This is a genomic window from Exiguobacterium sp. UBA3968, assembly GCF_002385115.1.
Lineage (GTDB): Bacteria > Bacillota > Bacilli > Exiguobacteriales > Exiguobacteriaceae > Exiguobacterium_A.
Genome location: NZ_DGCW01000005.1, coordinates 692,729 through 711,705, shown reverse-complemented (window position 1 = coordinate 711,705; position 18,977 = coordinate 692,729). Strand labels below are relative to the sequence as shown.

The 18,977-nt window shown below is 43.0% G+C and carries 23 protein-coding genes; 4 read left to right on the top strand and 19 right to left on the bottom strand.

Annotated features, from left to right (window positions below):
• Positions 1-31: 31 nt before the first annotated feature.
• The 6 genes from B3S86_RS15400 to B3S86_RS05305 form a co-directional block, all read right to left on the bottom strand.
• Positions 32-346, bottom strand: coding sequence for a hypothetical protein (locus B3S86_RS15400; protein ID WP_414651177.1), 315 nt, complete (start codon positions 344-346; stop codon positions 32-34).
• 61 nt (positions 347-407) lie between these two features.
• Positions 408-683, bottom strand: coding sequence for a hypothetical protein (locus B3S86_RS05325; RefSeq protein WP_035408250.1), 276 nt, complete (start codon positions 681-683; stop codon positions 408-410).
• Positions 680-1,942 (bottom strand): hypothetical protein, encoded by a 1,263-nt coding sequence (locus B3S86_RS05320; RefSeq protein ID WP_290749965.1) that lies wholly within the window; start codon positions 1,940-1,942, stop codon positions 680-682. Before B3S86_RS05320 ends, B3S86_RS05325 begins: the two co-directional genes overlap by 4 nt.
• Positions 1,943-2,000: 58 nt before the next feature.
• A complete protein-coding gene (locus B3S86_RS05315; protein ID WP_290749962.1) occupies positions 2,001-2,729 on the bottom strand; it encodes an ATP-binding cassette domain-containing protein in 729 nt (242 codons plus the stop codon).
• Between the two features lie 55 nt (positions 2,730-2,784).
• Positions 2,785-3,003, bottom strand: a complete 219-nt coding sequence (locus tag B3S86_RS05310; RefSeq protein ID WP_035408256.1) for a hypothetical protein — start codon at positions 3,001-3,003, stop codon at positions 2,785-2,787.
• Between the two features lie 385 nt (positions 3,004-3,388).
• The gene (locus B3S86_RS05305; RefSeq protein WP_056061015.1) at positions 3,389-3,718 is read right to left on the bottom strand and encodes a winged helix-turn-helix transcriptional regulator; all 330 of its coding nucleotides are present in this window, start codon (positions 3,716-3,718) and stop codon (positions 3,389-3,391) included.
• 310 nt (positions 3,719-4,028) lie between these two features.
• Here B3S86_RS05305 and B3S86_RS05300 point away from each other — a divergent pair, with 310 nt between their 5' ends.
• Both B3S86_RS05300 and B3S86_RS05295 read left to right on the top strand, forming a co-directional pair.
• A complete protein-coding gene (locus B3S86_RS05300) occupies positions 4,029-5,231 on the top strand; it encodes an MFS transporter (RefSeq protein WP_290749955.1) in 1,203 nt (400 codons plus the stop codon).
• A 256-nt stretch (positions 5,232-5,487) separates the two neighbouring features.
• Complete coding sequence (locus B3S86_RS05295) at positions 5,488-6,393, top strand: TerC family protein (RefSeq protein ID WP_290749952.1); 906 nt, start codon at positions 5,488-5,490, stop codon at positions 6,391-6,393.
• Between the two features lie 51 nt (positions 6,394-6,444).
• On the opposite strand, the gene B3S86_RS05290 is transcribed toward B3S86_RS05295, so the two are convergent.
• The 8 genes from B3S86_RS05290 to B3S86_RS05255 form a co-directional block, all read right to left on the bottom strand.
• The gene (locus B3S86_RS05290; RefSeq protein ID WP_375092144.1) at positions 6,445-7,077 is read right to left on the bottom strand and encodes an ATP-binding cassette domain-containing protein; all 633 of its coding nucleotides are present in this window, start codon (positions 7,075-7,077) and stop codon (positions 6,445-6,447) included.
• 18 nt (positions 7,078-7,095) lie between these two features.
• Positions 7,096-8,577: a hypothetical protein gene (locus B3S86_RS05285; RefSeq protein ID WP_290749945.1), complete on the bottom strand. Its 1,482-nt coding sequence runs from the start codon at positions 8,575-8,577 to the stop codon at positions 7,096-7,098.
• A complete protein-coding gene (locus B3S86_RS05280; protein ID WP_290749942.1) occupies positions 8,574-9,359 on the bottom strand; it encodes an ABC transporter permease in 786 nt (261 codons plus the stop codon). The genes B3S86_RS05285 and B3S86_RS05280 overlap by 4 nt, the downstream gene beginning before the upstream one ends.
• A gap of 10 nt (positions 9,360-9,369) precedes the next feature.
• Positions 9,370-10,086 (bottom strand): hypothetical protein, encoded by a 717-nt coding sequence (locus B3S86_RS05275; protein ID WP_290749940.1) that lies wholly within the window; start codon positions 10,084-10,086, stop codon positions 9,370-9,372.
• Complete coding sequence (locus B3S86_RS05270) at positions 10,079-10,426, bottom strand: PadR family transcriptional regulator (RefSeq protein ID WP_290749936.1); 348 nt, start codon at positions 10,424-10,426, stop codon at positions 10,079-10,081. Before B3S86_RS05270 ends, B3S86_RS05275 begins: the two co-directional genes overlap by 8 nt.
• Before the next feature lie 143 nt (positions 10,427-10,569).
• Positions 10,570-11,049 (bottom strand): DUF4825 domain-containing protein, encoded by a 480-nt coding sequence (locus B3S86_RS05265; protein ID WP_290749933.1) that lies wholly within the window; start codon positions 11,047-11,049, stop codon positions 10,570-10,572.
• A gap of 79 nt (positions 11,050-11,128) precedes the next feature.
• Positions 11,129-11,377: a hypothetical protein gene (locus B3S86_RS05260; protein ID WP_290749930.1), complete on the bottom strand. Its 249-nt coding sequence runs from the start codon at positions 11,375-11,377 to the stop codon at positions 11,129-11,131.
• A gap of 299 nt (positions 11,378-11,676) precedes the next feature.
• Complete coding sequence (locus B3S86_RS05255) at positions 11,677-12,951, bottom strand: alkaline ceramidase (protein WP_290749927.1); 1,275 nt, start codon at positions 12,949-12,951, stop codon at positions 11,677-11,679.
• A gap of 77 nt (positions 12,952-13,028) precedes the next feature.
• Between B3S86_RS05255 and B3S86_RS05250 the strand changes: the two genes are divergently transcribed.
• Positions 13,029-13,280 (top strand): hypothetical protein, encoded by a 252-nt coding sequence (locus B3S86_RS05250; protein WP_414651166.1) that lies wholly within the window; start codon positions 13,029-13,031, stop codon positions 13,278-13,280.
• Between the two features lie 370 nt (positions 13,281-13,650).
• A complete protein-coding gene (locus B3S86_RS05245; RefSeq protein ID WP_290749925.1) occupies positions 13,651-14,037 on the top strand; it encodes a hypothetical protein in 387 nt (128 codons plus the stop codon).
• 113 nt (positions 14,038-14,150) lie between these two features.
• Here B3S86_RS05245 and sstT read toward each other — a convergent pair whose 3' ends face one another.
• The 5 genes from sstT to B3S86_RS05220 form a co-directional block, all read right to left on the bottom strand.
• On the bottom strand, positions 14,151-15,422 hold the full coding sequence (sstT, locus tag B3S86_RS05240) for a serine/threonine transporter SstT (RefSeq protein WP_035408270.1): 1,272 nt from the start codon (positions 15,420-15,422) through the stop codon (positions 14,151-14,153).
• 626 nt (positions 15,423-16,048) lie between these two features.
• The gene (locus B3S86_RS05235; protein ID WP_290749920.1) at positions 16,049-16,732 is read right to left on the bottom strand and encodes a hypothetical protein; all 684 of its coding nucleotides are present in this window, start codon (positions 16,730-16,732) and stop codon (positions 16,049-16,051) included.
• Positions 16,704-17,348, bottom strand: a complete 645-nt coding sequence (locus B3S86_RS05230; protein WP_290749915.1) for a hypothetical protein — start codon at positions 17,346-17,348, stop codon at positions 16,704-16,706. Before B3S86_RS05230 ends, B3S86_RS05235 begins: the two co-directional genes overlap by 29 nt.
• 43 nt (positions 17,349-17,391) lie before the next feature.
• Positions 17,392-17,649, bottom strand: coding sequence for a hypothetical protein (locus B3S86_RS05225; RefSeq protein WP_290749913.1), 258 nt, complete (start codon positions 17,647-17,649; stop codon positions 17,392-17,394).
• Positions 17,650-18,031: 382 nt separating this feature from the next.
• Positions 18,032-18,973, bottom strand: a complete 942-nt coding sequence (locus B3S86_RS05220; RefSeq protein ID WP_414651165.1) for a DMT family transporter — start codon at positions 18,971-18,973, stop codon at positions 18,032-18,034.
• Between the last annotated feature and the right edge of the window lie 4 nt (positions 18,974-18,977).

The following is an 18,977-nucleotide window of genomic DNA, read 5'->3' as shown; positions in this document are numbered from 1 at the left end:
GAGGGGTTATTTACATGGAAATGCACAAATATTACAGAGCGTCATTTCTGCGCTGTTCTTTTCTAATCATTCTTAAGCAGGATAACAGGATCATCTGGCCGTCTGTTGTCACCGGGAAAAAATTAAATACATTTGATAAACATAAAATTTTAACTAAGACCCATCCACCGCCATCTCCTTCTATCCAAATACCGAACGAAAATAAAATCGCAGGTGCAGAAGCAGCAATGATTAAATTTTGCCAGTCATTCTGATTATTCTCATAGCGGACGATTGGCGTTAAAAATCGATCGAGTTTCACTGTCGGTCGCCGTCGAAACACCCATGCGAACAATAAATGGATCATTTCGTGTATCGCTACGACAATGAAAATCAGAAGAATATAGCTGATAAGATGCAGAACTGTCTCAGCTGTCATGACGCGCTAACGTTCGCCGCTTCTGTAAGAAGACACCAAACAATGTGAATAAAACGATAAATACCAAATAGAGAACAAGCGCTTGAAGTGTCAATGCGAAGTGTGTATTCAATTCTTCTTTTGTCATTACCGTTGTAATTTTTAATCCTGTCATCGTCGTCACGACACTCGTTTCATTGATTTGAAACAATTCATATATATAATCGACTAAAAAAATAATTGCCCACAAAACAGTACCAACACCAATTAATTTCGTGATTTTCATTTTGCCACCTCGTATTCTTTCTTTAAGATGAGATATAAAACACCAAGTAAGATCGCTAATGTCGGATACAATGCCCCATCGATACTGACGAGTACAGACAGTAAGACAATCAAAATGATCGTCAACACGGATGCAATCGTCTCATTGATATTACTTTGAGATTTCGGAAATAAAAATCCTGCAATTGTAGCCGCGAAAAAGATATTGATTCCATACATATATGGATTCAGACTGTTTGTCTCAATGATACCGACATATAGTGCAGGTGCCATCAAGATGATGGCGACAGCAAGGAGTGACATGAGTTCCATCAAGGGATGGATCCGGTACAGTCCGTACAACTTTCTAACTGCTAATGTTGCGTCTGCATATGTAATCGTCACTACTCCAAGTATCGGCAATAAGAACAACCAGAGTTGAAAAGTCCCCCCCCACCCGACTTGGTACCATGCTCCGATTGACATCACACCAAGTAATGCCCAAAAGTACAGAAAGTTTTTACTTCGGATGATTGCAGGCATAGTAGTCGCTAAACCAATATTGAAAGCAGGCAATCCTAACTTGAAGTAATTCTGCCGGACATACAAATGGTTTCGAGCAAAGAAAACTGCATGAAGAGTATAGGCAATCGTGCCAACGACAAGACTCGTCATCAACATAACTAGCGTGATCGTTAAAATCGAATACGGTAACGTACTAACCCATACATCAACCTGAAATCGTGTTTTTAATAAATGAAGTGTCACGAGACCCACTAATACTAGATCAAGAATGAAACTGAAAATAGTACGCTTCATACCTGATAAACGATGCAATACTGCTGCATGGAGACAATCCAATAACCAAAAGCTACTGATGAATACAGTATGGAGTGTTAGTAAAACAAGCAGTGCCGTTCCCAAGCGCATAGGAATTAGTTTCAGTGCTGGTGCAACAATGATCATCAGTAATTCGAAAAAGACTAGGGCAACAGAGAGTTTAAATAATCGCTGGCTGATATTGACTTCTCTTTCTGAGAATGGAAGTGTCTTCGCAAAAAATAAAGAGTTCCGATTCAATGAGACGGTTCCATTAATTAAAACGAACATAAAGGTACCTAAAATAAAGACGACATTAAAATAACTGCTGAGCGTCATCTTCCCTGCCAGCAATCGTGTTGTCTCATCTGCTTCCACTGCATTATTCGATAGGGTGGAGAGCTGAACCATGTTTAGATAAAAGTATCCAAGATAGAGACCCATTAGAAGAATACCTAACACGTACCGATTCATCCGACTTTTAAAAAAAGGACGATTGAAAAGTCCATGAAACGTATCATTAAAGAAGAATTTCAGTAGACATAAAATGTTTGCTGACGATGTCGAGCTTTTCACGTAAGACCTCCTCTTGTTTAATAACATCCGTCAATTCCTCTGGAGTTCCTTCAAAATTGACAAGTGAACCTTGTCTCATAAGTCGTATATCTTCGGGAAAACGATCAATCGTATTTCGTTCATGAGAGACGATAATCACTTTTTTCGTCGTGCTGACTGTTGCAAACAGTTCCTGAACGAGCAAAGACGTATCAAAATCAAGTCCGCCGAAAATTTCATCAGCAATTATATAGTCAGTATTGGCAGCAATGGCTGCGACAATTTGAATTTTTTTCTTCATACCAAAGGAATACGACTCAATGGTTTTATTTTGACCGTCCGCCAAATCGAGTAAGTCCATTAAAAGAGGAGCTTTATCCTCTTCACTTGTCTCATATCGACTTAAAACGAACTGTACATATTCCTTACCAGTCATGTAGCCTGGTAAATAAAAGTCAGAAGGAAGATAGAAAAATTTAGATTTGTATGCCTGACTACCAGGTGGAATACCATCAATTCGAATGCCGCCACCGTCAGCTTCTAGCAAATTCGTCAACATATTCAATAGTGTCGTCTTTCCACTGCCATTTGTTCCAACTATGACAGAGACACCCGTTGAAGAAAATGATGCTGATAACGCATCGATAACGCGATTCTTTTTAAATGATTTTGTCAAATCATCGATTTCAATCATGTTTCTACCTCCTGAAAGAAGCGGGAGCTCTACGAGCCCCCGCCAGTTAAGTACGTTACGAGGCTTTACAGCCAATTCCCATTTGCCAGAACTTTGGCCAGTTTAATTTCACGTTTCCATTAAAGCTGTAACCTCGACTTGTGCAATAGAACGCATATGCAAATACTCCTACTAAAATGACAAGAGCGAAAACCATCCAGAACCATTTGTTTTCGATCATGTTGAAGAACTTTTCTTCCAAAGATAATTGATACGACACGAACATAGCAGACATCCGAACTCCTCCTTTCTCTGTCAAGATAGAAAGTCATTCACTCTGATGAAACATGGCATTAGTTCTTGAAAGAGAAAATTAAAACTTTCTTCCACTTGATCGTAACAAATATTCCAAAATCAGGAACCCGCCCTATAGACTCAAATCAATCATGTTGTATTCATGACTTTCTTATCAAGGGATTTCTCAATACTAGTACTTTATTGACTTGTTTTATTGATATCTGATAAAAACCGCCCAAAAAATTTAAGGATTTTTCACAGTTGATGGAATAAATATAATAAAAGATTTTTCTAATGATCACTTACTGTACAACTTATTTATTTCCAGACAATTTGAGCGCAAAAAAAGGATCGACCATAATGTCGAACCTTTTTTCTGGCGATTAAGACGAAACAACCTCTCCGCCTGTCAAATTGATATGTCCTTCACCCCATGCACACATCGCGTCAAGAATCGGCTTCAGCGACCAGCCGTACTCGGATAACGAGTAGACGACTTTTGGTGGGACTTGTTCAAAGACCGTCCGGATGATGACACCGTCTTCTTCTAACTCCCGTAATTGTTGCGTCAGCATCTTTTGCGTGATCGTCGGCATCAGCTTACGAAGCTCATTCGTCCGGCGCTCGCCTTTGATTAAATGACACATGATGACGACCTTCCACTTTCCACCGATGACTTCTAGTGTTGCTTCGACCGGGATATTGTATGGCATGTGCGATCCATCCTTTCGAGATTCCGTTGAGAACATAGGCACTTTTTAGTGCCTATCGTACTTGAAAGTGCGTACTTCCCAAGCGGATTGGCTGGCTATATGATAGCAATTGTCAACGGAAAGTACAATCTCCTTTTAGACCTTGCATCCAAAAGAACGAGTAGGGTACTTTTTAGTGCCTATCGCACTTTAAAGTACGTACTTTCCGAAAGGAACAACCCCCGTTATGCTGGGGTCATGTCAAGCGGATCATGTTTAGTCGGGCCCACCGGACACGATCCCTACTGAAATCATTTTAGGAGGAATCCCCATGAATCAATTAAATCAACAGGTACAGGAGGAACAGGCTCCAAGAAACGGCGGACTTGCCCTACTTGCCTTAGCAATCAGCGCCTTTGGGATCGGTACGACGGAATTCGTTCCTGTCGGACTGCTCGCAGCAATCGCTGGTGACTTGAATATCGGTATCACACTCGCTGGTCTCATCATCTCTGGTTACGCAATCGGTGTCGCCGTCGGAGCACCGATTTTGACGGCACTAACGAACCGGATGAACCGGAAAACGTTACTGATGGCGTTGATGGTCGTCTTCATCGCCGGTAACCTGATCTCCGCCATCTCACCGACGTTTGAATTGTTGATCGTCGCCCGTTTCATCACGGCGTTCTCGCACGGTGTCTTCTTCTCGATTGGTGCGACGATTGCTGTCCAGCTCGTACCGGAGCATAAAAAAGCAAGTGCCATCGCCTTGATGTTTACCGGTCTGACGGTCGCGACCGTCACGGGTGTCCCGCTTGGTACATTCATTGGTCAATCGTTCGGCTGGCGCGCGACGTTCTTTGCGGTTGCTGCACTCGGAATCATCGCGATCATCGCAAGCTTCTTCTTGATTCCAAAAGACTTGAAACAATCACCACCTGCGAAGTTCTCCGACATGTTCAAACTGTTGACGAACGGACGCTTGATGCTCGGCTTCTTAATCACTGCTCTTGGTTACGGTGGGACGTTCGTTGCCTTTACGTATTTAACGCCGATCATGCAGGACGTCACGAAAATTAGTCCAAGCTTACTCAGTATCATTCTGCTCGTCTACGGGATTGCGGTTGCGATCGGGAACACGGTCGGCGGAAAACTTGCAAACGGTAACCCGATTAAAGCATTGTTTTATATGTTCATCATCCATGCCATTGTCATGATTGCGCTCTCGTTCATGATTCCGTTCAAGGTCGCTGGCATCATCGGTATCATCTTAATGGGGCTTCTTGCCTTCATGAACGTCCCTGGACTCCAGCTCTATATCGTCCAATTGGCTGAAAAATATGTCCCAGCAGCAGTCGATGTCGCCTCTGCCTTAAATATCGCAGCCTTCAACATCGGCATCGCACTCGGCGCAACGATCGGTGGTCTTGTCACCGATACGATCGGACTTGTCCACACGCCATGGGTCGGCGCTATCATGGTCATTCTTGCCGTCATCTTGACTGGTGTCTCACGTCGTCTCGAACAGCAGTAAAAGAAGATTTTCATGTTTAACGATCGCATGAGTGTACGATAAGATCTGCTACAATCATCGATACGCTCGCTCTGTATGTTGAACTGCATTCTCTACCACTCACGTAATCCGCCAAAGGCACTGTTCGCATGAGCAGTGCCTTTGGCGGATTTTGTTCACAATTTCAAAAAAGAGCACACTTACCCCTTTACTTTCGAGTTCTTATGAACTTATAATAAATTCAAGAAAACAAATTACTTTAAAGGAGGAAGCGCTGTTGACACTACTCATTGCTTTTCTAGCCATCGTTTTCATCATGCTCGCCCTTGACCTTGGAGTCTTTCATCGCAAGGCACATGAAGTTTCGCTTCGGGAGGCGTGGACGTGGACGTTCGTTTGGATCGCGATCGCTGTCGCCTTCGGAGGCTGGCTCTATATTGATCAAGGTAGCGCCGCTGCTGTCGAATATACGAGTGTGTACTTCATCGAGAAGGCTCTCGCGATTGATAACGTCTTCGTCTTCTCACTCGTCTTCGCGTACTTCGCAATTCCATTGAAGTACCAGCACAAAGTCTTGTTCTGGGGTATTCTCGGTGCAATCTTCTTCCGCGTCATCTTCATCGTCGCTGGTGTCTCGCTACTTGAGAACTTCGCTTGGGTGTACTACATCTTCGGAGCGTTCCTCGTCTACACAGGCTGGATGATGTACAAGAACATCGGTCAAGAGACGTCGCTCGAAGACAACAAAACGATTCGTTGGTTAGAGAAACGTTTACCGATCACACAAGACATCTCGTCTGGTAAGTTCGCAAAACGAATTGATGGGAAGTTGTTCTTCACGCCTCTCTTGATCACCCTACTCTTCATCGAAGTATCAGATATCGTCTTCGCCGTCGACTCAGTCGCTGCAAGCTTCGCGTACTCACGTGATCCGTTCATCATCTTCTATGCGAACATCATGGCAATCCTTGGACTTCGTAGTCTCTACTTCGTCCTCGCGAACTTGATTGATCGTTTCTACTACTTGAAACACGGTTTAAGCTTCATGCTCGTCTTCATCGGAGCGAAGATGATTTTCAGTGACGTCTACAAAATGCCAATCTGGATGTCGCTCGGTACGATCGTCCTCGTCATCCTGATCAGTGTCTTCTACAGCTTCTATAAGACGAAGCCGGGAAAATAATCTATCGTACAGCAACAGGGAGTGGATCCGTTGATCCACTCCCTGTTTATGTTAGCCGACCTGTTCAATCCGACCTTGATTGATGCGGTAGACGGAGTCGCAAAGCGCATCGATGTCTTGTTGATTATGACTCGTCAAGATGATCGTCTTCCCTTCTTTTTTGAAGGACAATAATAGTTCTCGCAGACGCAGGACACTATCGTGATCGAGCCCATTGAATGCCTCATCCAAAATCAAGATGTCCTGCTTTTCCATAATGGCTTGGGCAATCGCGAGCTTTTGTTTCATCCCGAGCGAATACTGTTTGACCTTCTGCCGATTACCGGGCTGTAAGCCGACGGTCCGCATCGCCTGTTCAATCTCGGCATCGGTGACCACTTTCCGGATTGCTGCGAGTTGTTTTAAGTTCTCAAATCCTGATTTATGGGCGATATAGCCCGGTCGATCGATGATGACACCGACGTTTTCCGGAAAGCGTCGCGTCTGACCGAGCTGTTCATTTCGAACTGTGATCGTTCCCGCGTCCGGATGAATGAAGCCGCAAATCATCTTGAACAAGACCGATTTCCCTGAACCGTTTGGTCCAGTGATGCCGACGATATCTCCTTTTTGAATCGTCAAATCGATATCTTCGAACAAGGGGTTGCCTTGATACCCTTTCGTGACCTGCTCTAGTTTAATCATTTCCACGAAACGTCCTCCTTATATACGAATGCTTTTTTGAAACAGAAAGTATAACCAGACAAGTGAAAGCCCAAGATAGATCAGCAAGACGAACAATAGATGTGTCAGACTGAACGACTGAAGCTGAGCGAATCCGTTCAGTCCGGACGGAAAGATTCCGTATTGATTGAAGTTTGGCAACAAGAAGACGGATAAGACACCAAACAACCCGAGCATCGCGTAACCGTCCGGAAATTGCCACAGTAAGATGAAGCTCAAAAGCGAATAAAGCATCAGTTGAAGCATCGAGATACCGATCAGTTGTAGAAGCAATTGCATCGACGAAATCGATAAGAGACTAGTCGAAAGTGACAACGATAACCCTTGCAATATTCCGATACCTGTTGTTCCGATGATTAGAAACGCGAGGGCAAGTAGATAGAAACGTCCTTCCCTTACGAAGACGTGAAACGCCCATTTCTCGAGCCGTTGGTAACGCATCCACGTGTATGGTCCGATTGCCGTCATTTGATTTTGCAGACGCAATTGACTTAAATAAGCAAGTCCGAAAAAAAGAATCAGATACGACATGAGTTGAAGAAACGAACTGTCCATTGCATTGACACCGTAAAATGCGACGACGAAGAGATCACCGATCGTTTGTAGCTCAGTCGACGCTCGGTTACTACTGAGGAAGATATACAGACTGGCAATCATCGCATAGGTGAGATACGGTACGAACTCCTTTCGTGAAGTCAGTAGCTGACGAAGCGGTCGCATCCATTGGACCGATAGATAGATCAGCGCAATCGCAATACTGAGGACGATGAGTGCCATCCAAGGATGCATTCTATTGGATACAGCCCCGACAGAGAAATACGCGGCGGCTGAAAAGAACTCTCCTACTCCAAACGATGATTTAAAACTGAAGATACACCAAATCACTACCACTGTCGCCTGTAGCAACAAGCCCTTATGCTTTTCATGCAATAGAAACGCAAGACACATGAACCCATGTAACATAATGCTCGCAAGCAACCAAAGAATCGGTTGTAAAAAAATCACTGACAGTGGTGAGCGAAAAGTCGCGCTGAGATGATGACTTATGTTGCCACTAGTCGAGATTTGACTGTATGTACTCCATTGCAACGTAAACGATTGATCGCTGGCACTAAGAAGACTCAGTAGCAAGACGCATCCGAACAAGGGTAGGACGGCACGTAAATACCATTTTGTCGAGTAGTATAGCCAGTTCCGAAATGAGCCGACCCGAATCAAAATCGACGGTTCATATTGCTGTTCAATCATTCGAAACGAGAGGAACAAGAGTAACGGCATCAGGAAAAAGAGTAACAGGTACATATCATTTTGAATCGCAAACGTGATGTCCCACGCGTTGACGTTTCTGCCGAACTCCTGCGCCTTCGTCAATACTTCTTGCCGTCTATACCATGCGACGTAACTGATCACGAGGATGAATAAACTCTTCAGTACAATCAAAATATTCCGTGTCTTCATCATGACTGAAAGATCCACTCCGGTTTCGGTCGAATCATCGTCAGGTAGAGCGTGAAGTTAACAACGATTAAAACAGTAAACGGTACGAACACTGTCCAAAGCGGCTGCTCCGTGATGTTAAACGGAAAGACCGTACTGATAGGTGAGAATTGTGGAGCTTGCATCATACCAGCGACGAAGTTAAAGATATGGTAGGCGAAGAACGGTAATGAAATTGCGAGATAGACTTGTTCGAGCGATAAGATCAACAGGTAAGCAAGTGTCGCGTACACTGCTCCGTTGAGTCCAATCCAAGCGGCGTAAAGAACGGCATAGAGTAACGGGTGAATGTCCACCAAGAATGAAAATGCATTCGTTACGTCATGCGTCTTTTCGCTTAGCGGCGCGTAATTGACTAGACCGAAAAACGGTTCGACATAACGAATGAGGACGAACGTGACGATTGTCATTAAAAAGAACACAAATCCTGTCAGCATCACATTGACGAAACCGACCGCAAATAGATAATCCTTTAGACTGGCACGCGTTCGAACGTATGTCAGATAGTTATCCTTGTATTCAGCGATGAAGATCGGCAAGAAAATCAAGACTGCAAGTATCGGAAACAGCATCGGGATCGTTCCTGATAGCGTCTCTTCGAATACTTCTGTCGGTAGGAAGAACTGGTAACTCTTATAAATGAAACTGAACTGAAGAGTTGGTAAACCGAGGATGATCAAAAGATAGAGTACACATTGCTTCACCGTGAATGCTTGTGACCAAATCAGCTTAATTTGTTGCGACATATGACCCCTCCTATTTTCGTAATGCCCAAAACCAATAACCCAGTACATTAAAGAATACGACTGAGACGATACTTAATAGATGCAATCGTCCTGCATGATAAAGCTTGATGACGCTCCAAATGATTGATGTCACGAGATAAATCGTCAAGCCGACTAGCGCAAGCACAGCACCGAATTTCGTAACATCGAAACTTTCCGTCGTTGTCAGGTGCTGTTCGTCAATCAGATACATGCCATGCGAAGTGAACAGCTCCGGTAACCAAATCGATCGGTGAACCGTGAAGTCACGCGAGGACGAAACGTCTTGTCCGGAAATCGATATTAGTAACAGATGCTCTTCTAAAATGCGTTCGTAAGATTCAATCGAACGTTCATTGCCATAAAAGGCATCCGCATAGGCGAGCGACTGATGCTGGCTCAACATCATCGTGCCGATAAAAAACACTATCGTTGCAGCGGCGATGCTGATTCCGATGCGGAGCAACCACGAAGCGAACGTCCGCTCTTTTCGATAGACCCACGTCAAGAGCTGATCGACATGCTCCTTACTACCGTAACGATACATGGCAAGCTTCGTCGCTTCTTCTTCCGAATAACCTTGAATCATCAAGTCTCGCACCGATTGTTCAAGATGACTTCGCGTCTCTTCCATGACGTCGATGATTTCCGGATCCGTCACATCCGCATCTTGATACAAGTCATGGACAAAATGATCGAGTTTATTCAAGCGCGCCGTCTCCCTCTTCAAGAAACTTCGGGAGTAGCTGCTTTAGAAAACGCCATTCAAGTCGTTTTTTCGCAAGAAGGATTTTTCCTTCAGTCGTCAGCGCATAATATTTACGTCGTCCGCCGCCCGCTGCTTCGTCACTCCAATAGGATATGACGAATCCTTTTTTCTCAAGGCGTTTGAGTGACAAATAGAGTGTCGCCTCTTTCAGTTCGAACTGCTCGTCTGACGTTTGCCGGATCGTCTTCGCGATTTCATACCCGTATCGGTCTTGTTCGTTCAGCAACGACAAGATGATCGTGTCGACGTGCCCCTTTAATAATTCTTTATCGATTTCCATCTCGTACAACCCCTTCCTTATTCTGGATGTCTCAGTTCCTTAACGATAAACTGAATTACTCTGTAATGCAAAGTACTTTTTAAAACTTATGGGAATGAATCAACAAAAAAGCACACTCCTTTTCAAGAGCGTGCTCGGTCGGTTCAGTTCAATAAGTCGCTTACTTTCTTCGAATCTTCGATAAAAGGCTTCGTGAACGCCTTCAGTGCTTTCTCATTATCGTACGTCGTAAAGTCTTTTCCATACCAATCGCGCAGCTGTTGTTTCTTAAAGTGATACGAAGCATCCTCGATCGTCATGTTGACACGGTCGACATTCGGAATCAATGTGAACAGTGCTGTTGCATTGTAGATTGCCGTACGATTGCTTTTTTGTTCGACCTGTCCTTCTTCGTATCCAGCATAACGTAACGTTAGTTGATACGGCTTTTCTTTCGTCGCAAGTTCCATTTTCTTTAACTGATCGCCATGTGGTAACTGTTGAACGATGTCTCGTACGCTACTGTTATCTCCTAGATATGTACCTTGTTGCTTAAATAAATCGGTTTGTGTCGCTGCTGTTCCACAACCACCGAGTATTAGCATGCCGCTCGCTAAAATGATTGCACCAACTGTCTTTTTCATTTTTATTTCCCCCAATACGTTGACTCGTTCTCATCCTAATAAACGAATCAAGCAAAGAAAAGTTTCAAAATAAAGGAAATCAACGCTTTGATAAACTCGATGCCCTTTGTTTTAAGTAGAGTAGGCTGTACCCAGTACCTCCACCTGTAGCAATCAAAAGCTTTATAATTTTAAAACGAGTGAACCCTTCAATGACGTACCCTTTTATCTTTTGAGTCAAAGTTGCTTCGGGAATCCAATCGATCGTATATCCGATGCTAAAGGATAAAAGCAAACTGAGGAATAAATAAGTGATGACAAAACTAAGAATAAATCTTTTGATGATCATGTTATTCCCTCTTTTTTTAAATGTAATAAAATAACTTATTTTTATATAATAAGTAAATATATTAAGAAATATCTAAAACAACAACCTATTTACCTATATTTTGTTAATTACTATGTTACTCTATTACTATTCGAAAAGTTCGAAAATCTATCTGTACCTATTTATGGAGGTCTTAGATGCTACAACTGTCTAACTTACTCATTCTGCTTCTTTTATTCGTTTTACTGACAACCGGACTCGTTTTTTCTTTATTTTGGATCATCAAAAAAATCAAATCTTAATCACGACAACCCGGTCTCTCAAAGGAGAGAAGCCGGGTTGTTGTTCGTTTCATAGAGTTGTTGGATACGATGCACGATGTCGTTCGCCGTTCCCGGTACAGGTGGCATCCAAAGCCCAGTCACTGGACCGTAGACGACGGGATTGATTGCCACTTCGTAACCCCCATACGGATGTTCTTCCGCAGTTGGCAAATAACCGATGTAACCGTTCGTATAGCCCCCGAAAAAAGCGAGTTCCGTTTGACGGATTTGCTTTATCTGTAGCGCTGTCTCACAGAACGGCTCCATCGGAATGCCTGAGAACGACCCTTCGTTTAGTTCAAACAATTGAACTTCGAGCGGGATGGTGAGTGTTGCTCCCGATCGTTCCTGAACGTATGCCAACCAGCGTGCTGCACTGACGCCCCATGTCTGTTCAGCGTAATCCGCCATGTCTCGTAATACGTTCATAGCCGGTACTTCTGTTAAGCGCATCGGATGAATGCATGACTGAATCCGGTGGTGCGTTAACGGTTGAAACGACACAGCTGGAATCGTCGTCAAGACATGACCACTTAAAGTAAACGCCATTTTTTGAAGACTCTCTATGTCACCACGATATTTCGCATTGATGTTCCCCGTCGCGCCTTGAACAATCACGACCGGGCAGCCGAGTGCCTGTTCGAGTATCGTTCGAGTGACTCCCGGATAATCACCGGATAAGACGACACTGTCTGATTTCAAGACGTTCGGATGCGCCGTACAAAAGACAAAAGCTCCGACGAGACCCGCATCACCGGTCCGACGAATTAACAATGTTCCAATTCGGTCATCCGCCACCCCAGACGGATCCGTTCCCATCACCGCTTGTCCATTTATTTTCTCCCGTCGGTTGACGCCGAGTTTTCCGGTCGTCACACCCCAACCAATCTCGACCAACTGCATCACTTCGCTTGCTTTGACCGCAGATACAATCGCTTGTTGCGTCAAAATCGTTTTATAGGCGACGGTCAACGGTTCGTTTCCTGCTGTCGCTGGTCCCGAATGCGTATGCGTGTAAACGACTGTGATCTGTTCCTTCGACACGTCTAGCTGACCCGCGATTCCTTCACGGATGACATCCGTATCGGCGACGAGCATGCCGATGTTATCGATGCTGACGAAGACCGATGTCGTCTGCTCGCTTTCAAAGATACTCGCTGTGACATATAGCGGATCGTGTATGCTTGCAATACCGACTTCTCGGTGATAACCGATGAAGGCAGTACCGAGCGGCGGATTGATTACTTCCCGATGCATTCCAAAACGACTCATGTCTGACGTCCCCCCTTTGAACAACATACCATTTATTCCATATAATAACATTAACTGCAGTAGAGGAGGACATGAAGATGTCGATTCGTTGGAAGGAAGAGATGCTTCAGTTCGAGACATTCCGTGAAGCCGAAGTCTGGGCGGAGTCGATCACGAATGAGATCCATGGTCGTTCAATCACCGGTTATTGCCCCCCTGACTTTAAAGTCGCATCAATTCTTGCTTTTTATCTAGCGGAAAACTTAGATTATCGTGTACGTTCGGCAACGGTCCACCTCGATCAAGAGATCTATTATCAAGTCTGGGTCGAGATAATTGATTCACTCTGACTTCATGAATTGTTCCAAGACGATTTCCTGAAACGCTCGCGCTACAGGTGAACCCCACTTTGACTGTTTCGTGAGCAGATGGGCATACATCGGACAGGATTTAAAACGAATGGAACAACAACAGAAACCTGTGACCTGATTTGCCGATAGTCCGCTGTTAAATGGTCGACATGCTAAACAATTTAGCCATGTCCAATGCTTAATCGGAATCGAAAGAGATGGTGCAACCGTTGAGACGAGTGCCGTCTTACAAATCTTTAAAGATACTGATACGCACCATGTCCGAATCAAATGTGACGGCAACCGCGAGTAATTTACGTTACATGTATCGACATGGAGTAACATACAAAAACGGGAAAGAGGTTATGTCATGAAAAGAATCGTTTTGTTATGCGCTCTCTCAATTATAACTGTATGGCCGTTAGCTGCTTGTAGTAATGAAGTGAAAATGCAACATACAAGTGAAAAACCGACAGCACTAGACGTATTAGGAGAAGATTCTACTGCTGACATTTTTCAACTAAATGATACGATCTACAAATCAGATGTAAAATGGGCAGAGAAAACAGAAGTCACTAAGAGTAAAAAAGTCGGAGAAATCAAGAAAATGAGTTCTGATCAATACGATTTTGATAACGGAACTGCTACGAAGCTCTCAAAGGGTACCGTCATATACTCTACGAAAGAAAGGAATGAAATTCTTTTGGTGAGTTTTAAAGGGAAATTAAAAAAATACGTTGCTTTAGGAGAAGGTTAAATGGATTACAACTTGTAGAAACCCCTTATTTCAATCACGAAACGAGGGTTGTCTATAAGAAAAGGCATCCTCAACTGGGATGCCTTTTCTTATTAAGATAATAGCGAATCTGATCAGCCGTTAACGACTTTTTCTGCTACTTCCTCATTCATCGATTGACGATTAATCGAGAGGTGTTCGCCTTCTTTCAACCGTTTTCGATATTCAGCTGTCGCAGTGAACAAGACATCTGTCGACGAGTTTAATGCTGTCTCAAACGAATCTTGTAACACACCGATGACAAATCCGACAGCAACGACTTGCATCGCAACGTCATTCGGAATCCCGAATAAGCTACACGCGAGTGGAATCAAGAGAAGCGATCCCCCAGCAACACCAGAGGCACCACACGCACAGACGGCAGCGAGGACACTTAAGATGATGGCTGTTGGAAGATCAACTTGAATACCGAGTGTGTTTACCGCAGCAAGCGTCAAGACGGAAATCGTGATTGCAGCCCCTGCCATGTTAATTGTTGCACCAAGCGGAATTGAGATGCCGTACGTCTCTTTATCAAGTCCAAGCTTTTTCGATAGTTCCATGTTGACCGGAATGTTCGCAGCCGAACTACGAGTAAAGAATGCCGTGATGCCGCTTTCGCGTAAACATTTGAAAACGAGCGGATACGGATTTTGACGGACGTTGATATAGACGATCAATGGATTAACGATCAGTGCAACGACAAGCATCGTACCGATCAGTAACCCTAGCAGGCTCACGTAGTCAAGAAGAGACGAGAGACCGTTCTCCGTAATCGAACCGATGACAAGTCCCATAATGCCGAGTGGCGCAAGCTTGATAATCCATCCAACCATTTTCGCAAGTGCATCGGAGAAGTTCGAGATGAACGTTTTCGTTGAATCCGACGCATTTTTAAGCGCTAATCCTAAGATGATCGCCCATGTCAGAATGCCGATGTAGTTCGCTTGGACTAATGCATTGACGGGGTTATCAACCATGTTCAAGACAAGCGTCTTCAGGACTTCGATGGCATTCCCAGGAGCTGTCAGCTTTTCTGTGCTCTCTGTCAATGTTATCGAAACCGGGAACAAGAAACTGACGATGACCGCAATCGCACCTGCTAAAAAAGTACCGAGCAGGTATAAGAAGATGATTGATTTCATGTTTGTTTGCTGTCCCTTTTTATGTTGCACAATCGAAGCCATGACTAGGAAAAAGACCAAAATCGGCGCGACTGCCTTTAGTGAGGAGACAAATAATGTTCCAAAGATGGTCAATGAACTCGCTACTTCAGGAATCGTGACGGCTAAAATAATACCAATGACTAAGCCGATCGCGATTTGTTTCACTAAACTGATTTGGTTCCACATCTTCAACAATTTCATACATTCCCCTCCAGGCTTTCAAAAAATAAGATATTAGAATTCGAAAAATGAGGACTTCTCTCTCTCATTCCAAAACGATGAATGATCTGGTCGCTCACTTTTCAAAAAATTCTCTCAGTTTATTGTTTTCTATTTTTACATAAATCCTAAGAAATAAAAACTAGTTTTTCGCAAGAAATATAATTCCTTTTCCTGGATGTTAAATAAGAATACGAATGCAATCGATTGCATAATTACAAAAAAAGTAGGAAACGGATCATACTGTCTCCTACTTCATTATGTTAACTAAATCTTTATGTATGAGTGTTAACTGACCTTCCTTTACTACTTAAAAGACCATTATTTTTTTGCATTTGGCAATCAAAAGAACAACAAGTAATAAAATCTCAAGAATCAAAAATATCTCCACAAAGGAATAAACACCAAATGTGTTTCGCGCTTGCGTAATGATGATGACGAGTGCACCAATCGCCCAGACAAGTAAGATCAGTTCTAAAATATATTAATCATTTGGTATGACATCCATATGTTTCTTACAATAGACTGACTAAAATGATTTAAGTGATGCCTATATTTTACAGCATCCTGAAGTCTTCCAGTTTTCCGAAAGTTGAGCAAATGAGTTTTTAAAGATCTAAGTCATCCGGATAGTCCTTTATTTTCCTAACCCGAATACTTTCCTCCTGACCGATTTGATCGGTTTCTTTCAATCGGTGCTGTACGACTAGAAGAACCAATACAATTGCTGATATCACACAGATCGTCGCATAATACGGTTGAGCAAATCGTTCCAACTCAATCGCAGATAACACCTGTAAAATCGTCAATCCAGCAAGCATCCCGTGGAAATACCGTTGATAGCTGCGCGGCATTCCGGCTTGTCCAAACGTCTCATACCAGACGAATAAGCCGAGTCCGAACGCGAGTCCGTTTAGGATCGGTGAAGGCAGGAGAAACAGGAGGATTCCGAGACCAAGCATCCACCAGGCATAACGAATAGCTGGCTTAAAGAAAGCAGGATCGAGCGTCGGTTCTTCTTCCTCGATGACAGGCGTTGCTTTTTCCTCTTCGGTCAACAGTCTAAAACCAAGTGCTTCTTTCTCTTCTGCTAACTCGAGCATCCGCTTTTTCATTCCGAAATAGAACGGAAAACGTTCTTTGACAACCTCCCCTTCATCCGTTTGACCATCCGCTTGTTCTTGCACGGATACCTGATACAGCGTGCGCCCCATCCGGTAACTGACCCAGTAGTCGGTCGTTTGACCATTATTACGCTTGAGTTCAATCACCTTCGTTTGTTGATTCGTCATGATATGTGATTCCTTTCGTCGCAAGTTCCTGTAATTGTTCTGACGCATACAACAGGAGAATGAATCCTGAGATGAGACAGACTGCTCCGTTAATCGAGAGATTGATCGGTGATAAATAGTGTTTCGATGAGCCGGCTAATGCGAACATGAAAAGTGCTCCTGACCATCGATACATGCGAACATGCGCGGATTTCCCTTCGAGATGCATCGGCCAGAAAAGCATCAGAACGACGAGTGTTATGTATCCCGGAATCGGTAAGATATCGGTCAGCGTCAGTAATCCACTCAATAGGACGAGTAAAGCGCTTAAAATGCGCAACTTTATGATCCGTCGATCTGAACGAAAATCCATCACTTCAGACAGAGCAAAAGGTGATCGCATGTATCCATCGTCTAATTTTTCACGTACCCATGCTTTTTTCTGACGATACGCGCGCAAGGGACTTTTGAAGACGATCCGCTTCGTCGCGGACTCCTCATTCGTTTCCATCATGTCCTCGCTATCAATCGCCTGCTCTTTTCGGGCAATTCCTTCCCGGCAGAATAAAGTACGCCCTTCTTGGTGAAAGACGATGTGATACACATGATCGTCGACTTGTTTGACTAATTGAATCATGATTTGAGCTCCCATTAACTTGCTTTCTAACTTCTTTTAGGTCTCACCAATCTGCACTGACGGCGTATAAAATGAACAGACCACCTAAGACACAAACGTAACCGTAATGTCTGACGGTCAACGAACAAAATAGGATAACACCAATCGACAAAATAATACTGAGTACGAATGAATCCACCGTGTCGACGCTATCTCCGTGTCCTGCTAAAGGCGTCTTCAACGCATGCTTCGACCGAATGAAATAGATGCCTAACGTTAATAAAAAGAATCCGATACCAAGGCCAAGGAAAGCTAATACCATAGATGTTCCCTCCGGCAAATGTATTTGTTTCGTTTAGTAAGTCAGTATGTTTTCATAAAAGTTATTATACAACTAATATATACGATATTTTCCTTTACTAAGTTTCAATCACTAACTTTTCTATTAAATGGATAATGTATTTTCGGTTTCATATGTATCTTTTTGCCTAAAATAATAAATTAGTCAGATGACTACCATATAAAATTGAAAACTATCTCTTTAGTGATAAGATGAAGGATTTTGTTTCAACATGACGTCAAGTTTGTAGAAATAAACAAAAAATCTATTCCTAATTTTATGGAATAGATTTTCTGCATACATTCATAGGTTTCTTAGGATTATTTACATCAAAAAGAAAGAGTGGTTCTTAAAAGAATATAGATTACTGCCTTCTTACTTTTCCTGTTCGAGTAATATAGTTTTCTTCAGTGATACTAGCAATATGACTGCTTGCTTTAAGCGAATAAAACAATCCGATAAAGATACACAATATACCGAATAGCTGTAGCCACCTTAGATACACATTTCCGAAAAAAACGTCTAATAAAATAGCCACTGTAGGGTCGACAAAAACCATAGAAGAGACAACTGTCGTTGATAAATGACGAATGCTATTGAAAAACAGAAAATAAACTATACCTGTATGAATAACTCCGGTTACAGTGACGTACATCCACTGAGAAGTATCAATTGCTTGATAGTTATTAAAATGAATGAATGGAAGTAACACAATCAGACCGATCACCATTTGAATAAAAGTGGTCGCATATACACTAGTTTTTGTAATACTCTTTCCTAATAGCATTGTTGCTGCATAGAAACATGCTGCGATGATGCTGTACACGATCCCCCTCCAGCTTTCTGAAGCAAACCGCACACCATCGGTACCTATAATACTCAATGTTCCAATAAAACAAACTAACATAGATACATACATGAGTTTCGTCTTTTTTTCTTTAAAGAAAAGACTACCCATCACAAGAACAATAATAGGAGCTAAGTGATATAAGGTTATGGCAATTGTAATGGACGTTCTTTCAAATGCTTTAAAAAGAAACACCCAATTACAAACATTCGTCATACCACAACAAGCAATGTATATGAGTTCTTTCCTATTCCATTTTTCCCTTTTAAAGCGTCCAGATACGATCCATGCCATTATAAGAAATACAGCAGCACAAATACATCGAACCCACACTAATTCAATTGCCGGAAGACCTGTAAAAGTTGAAAAAAAGCCAATTGATCCAAAGATAGTCATAGCTATACTTAGTTGAAACAAAGCATTCTTGTTCACGTCTATCTCCCCTTTTTGCTTACACATTTAT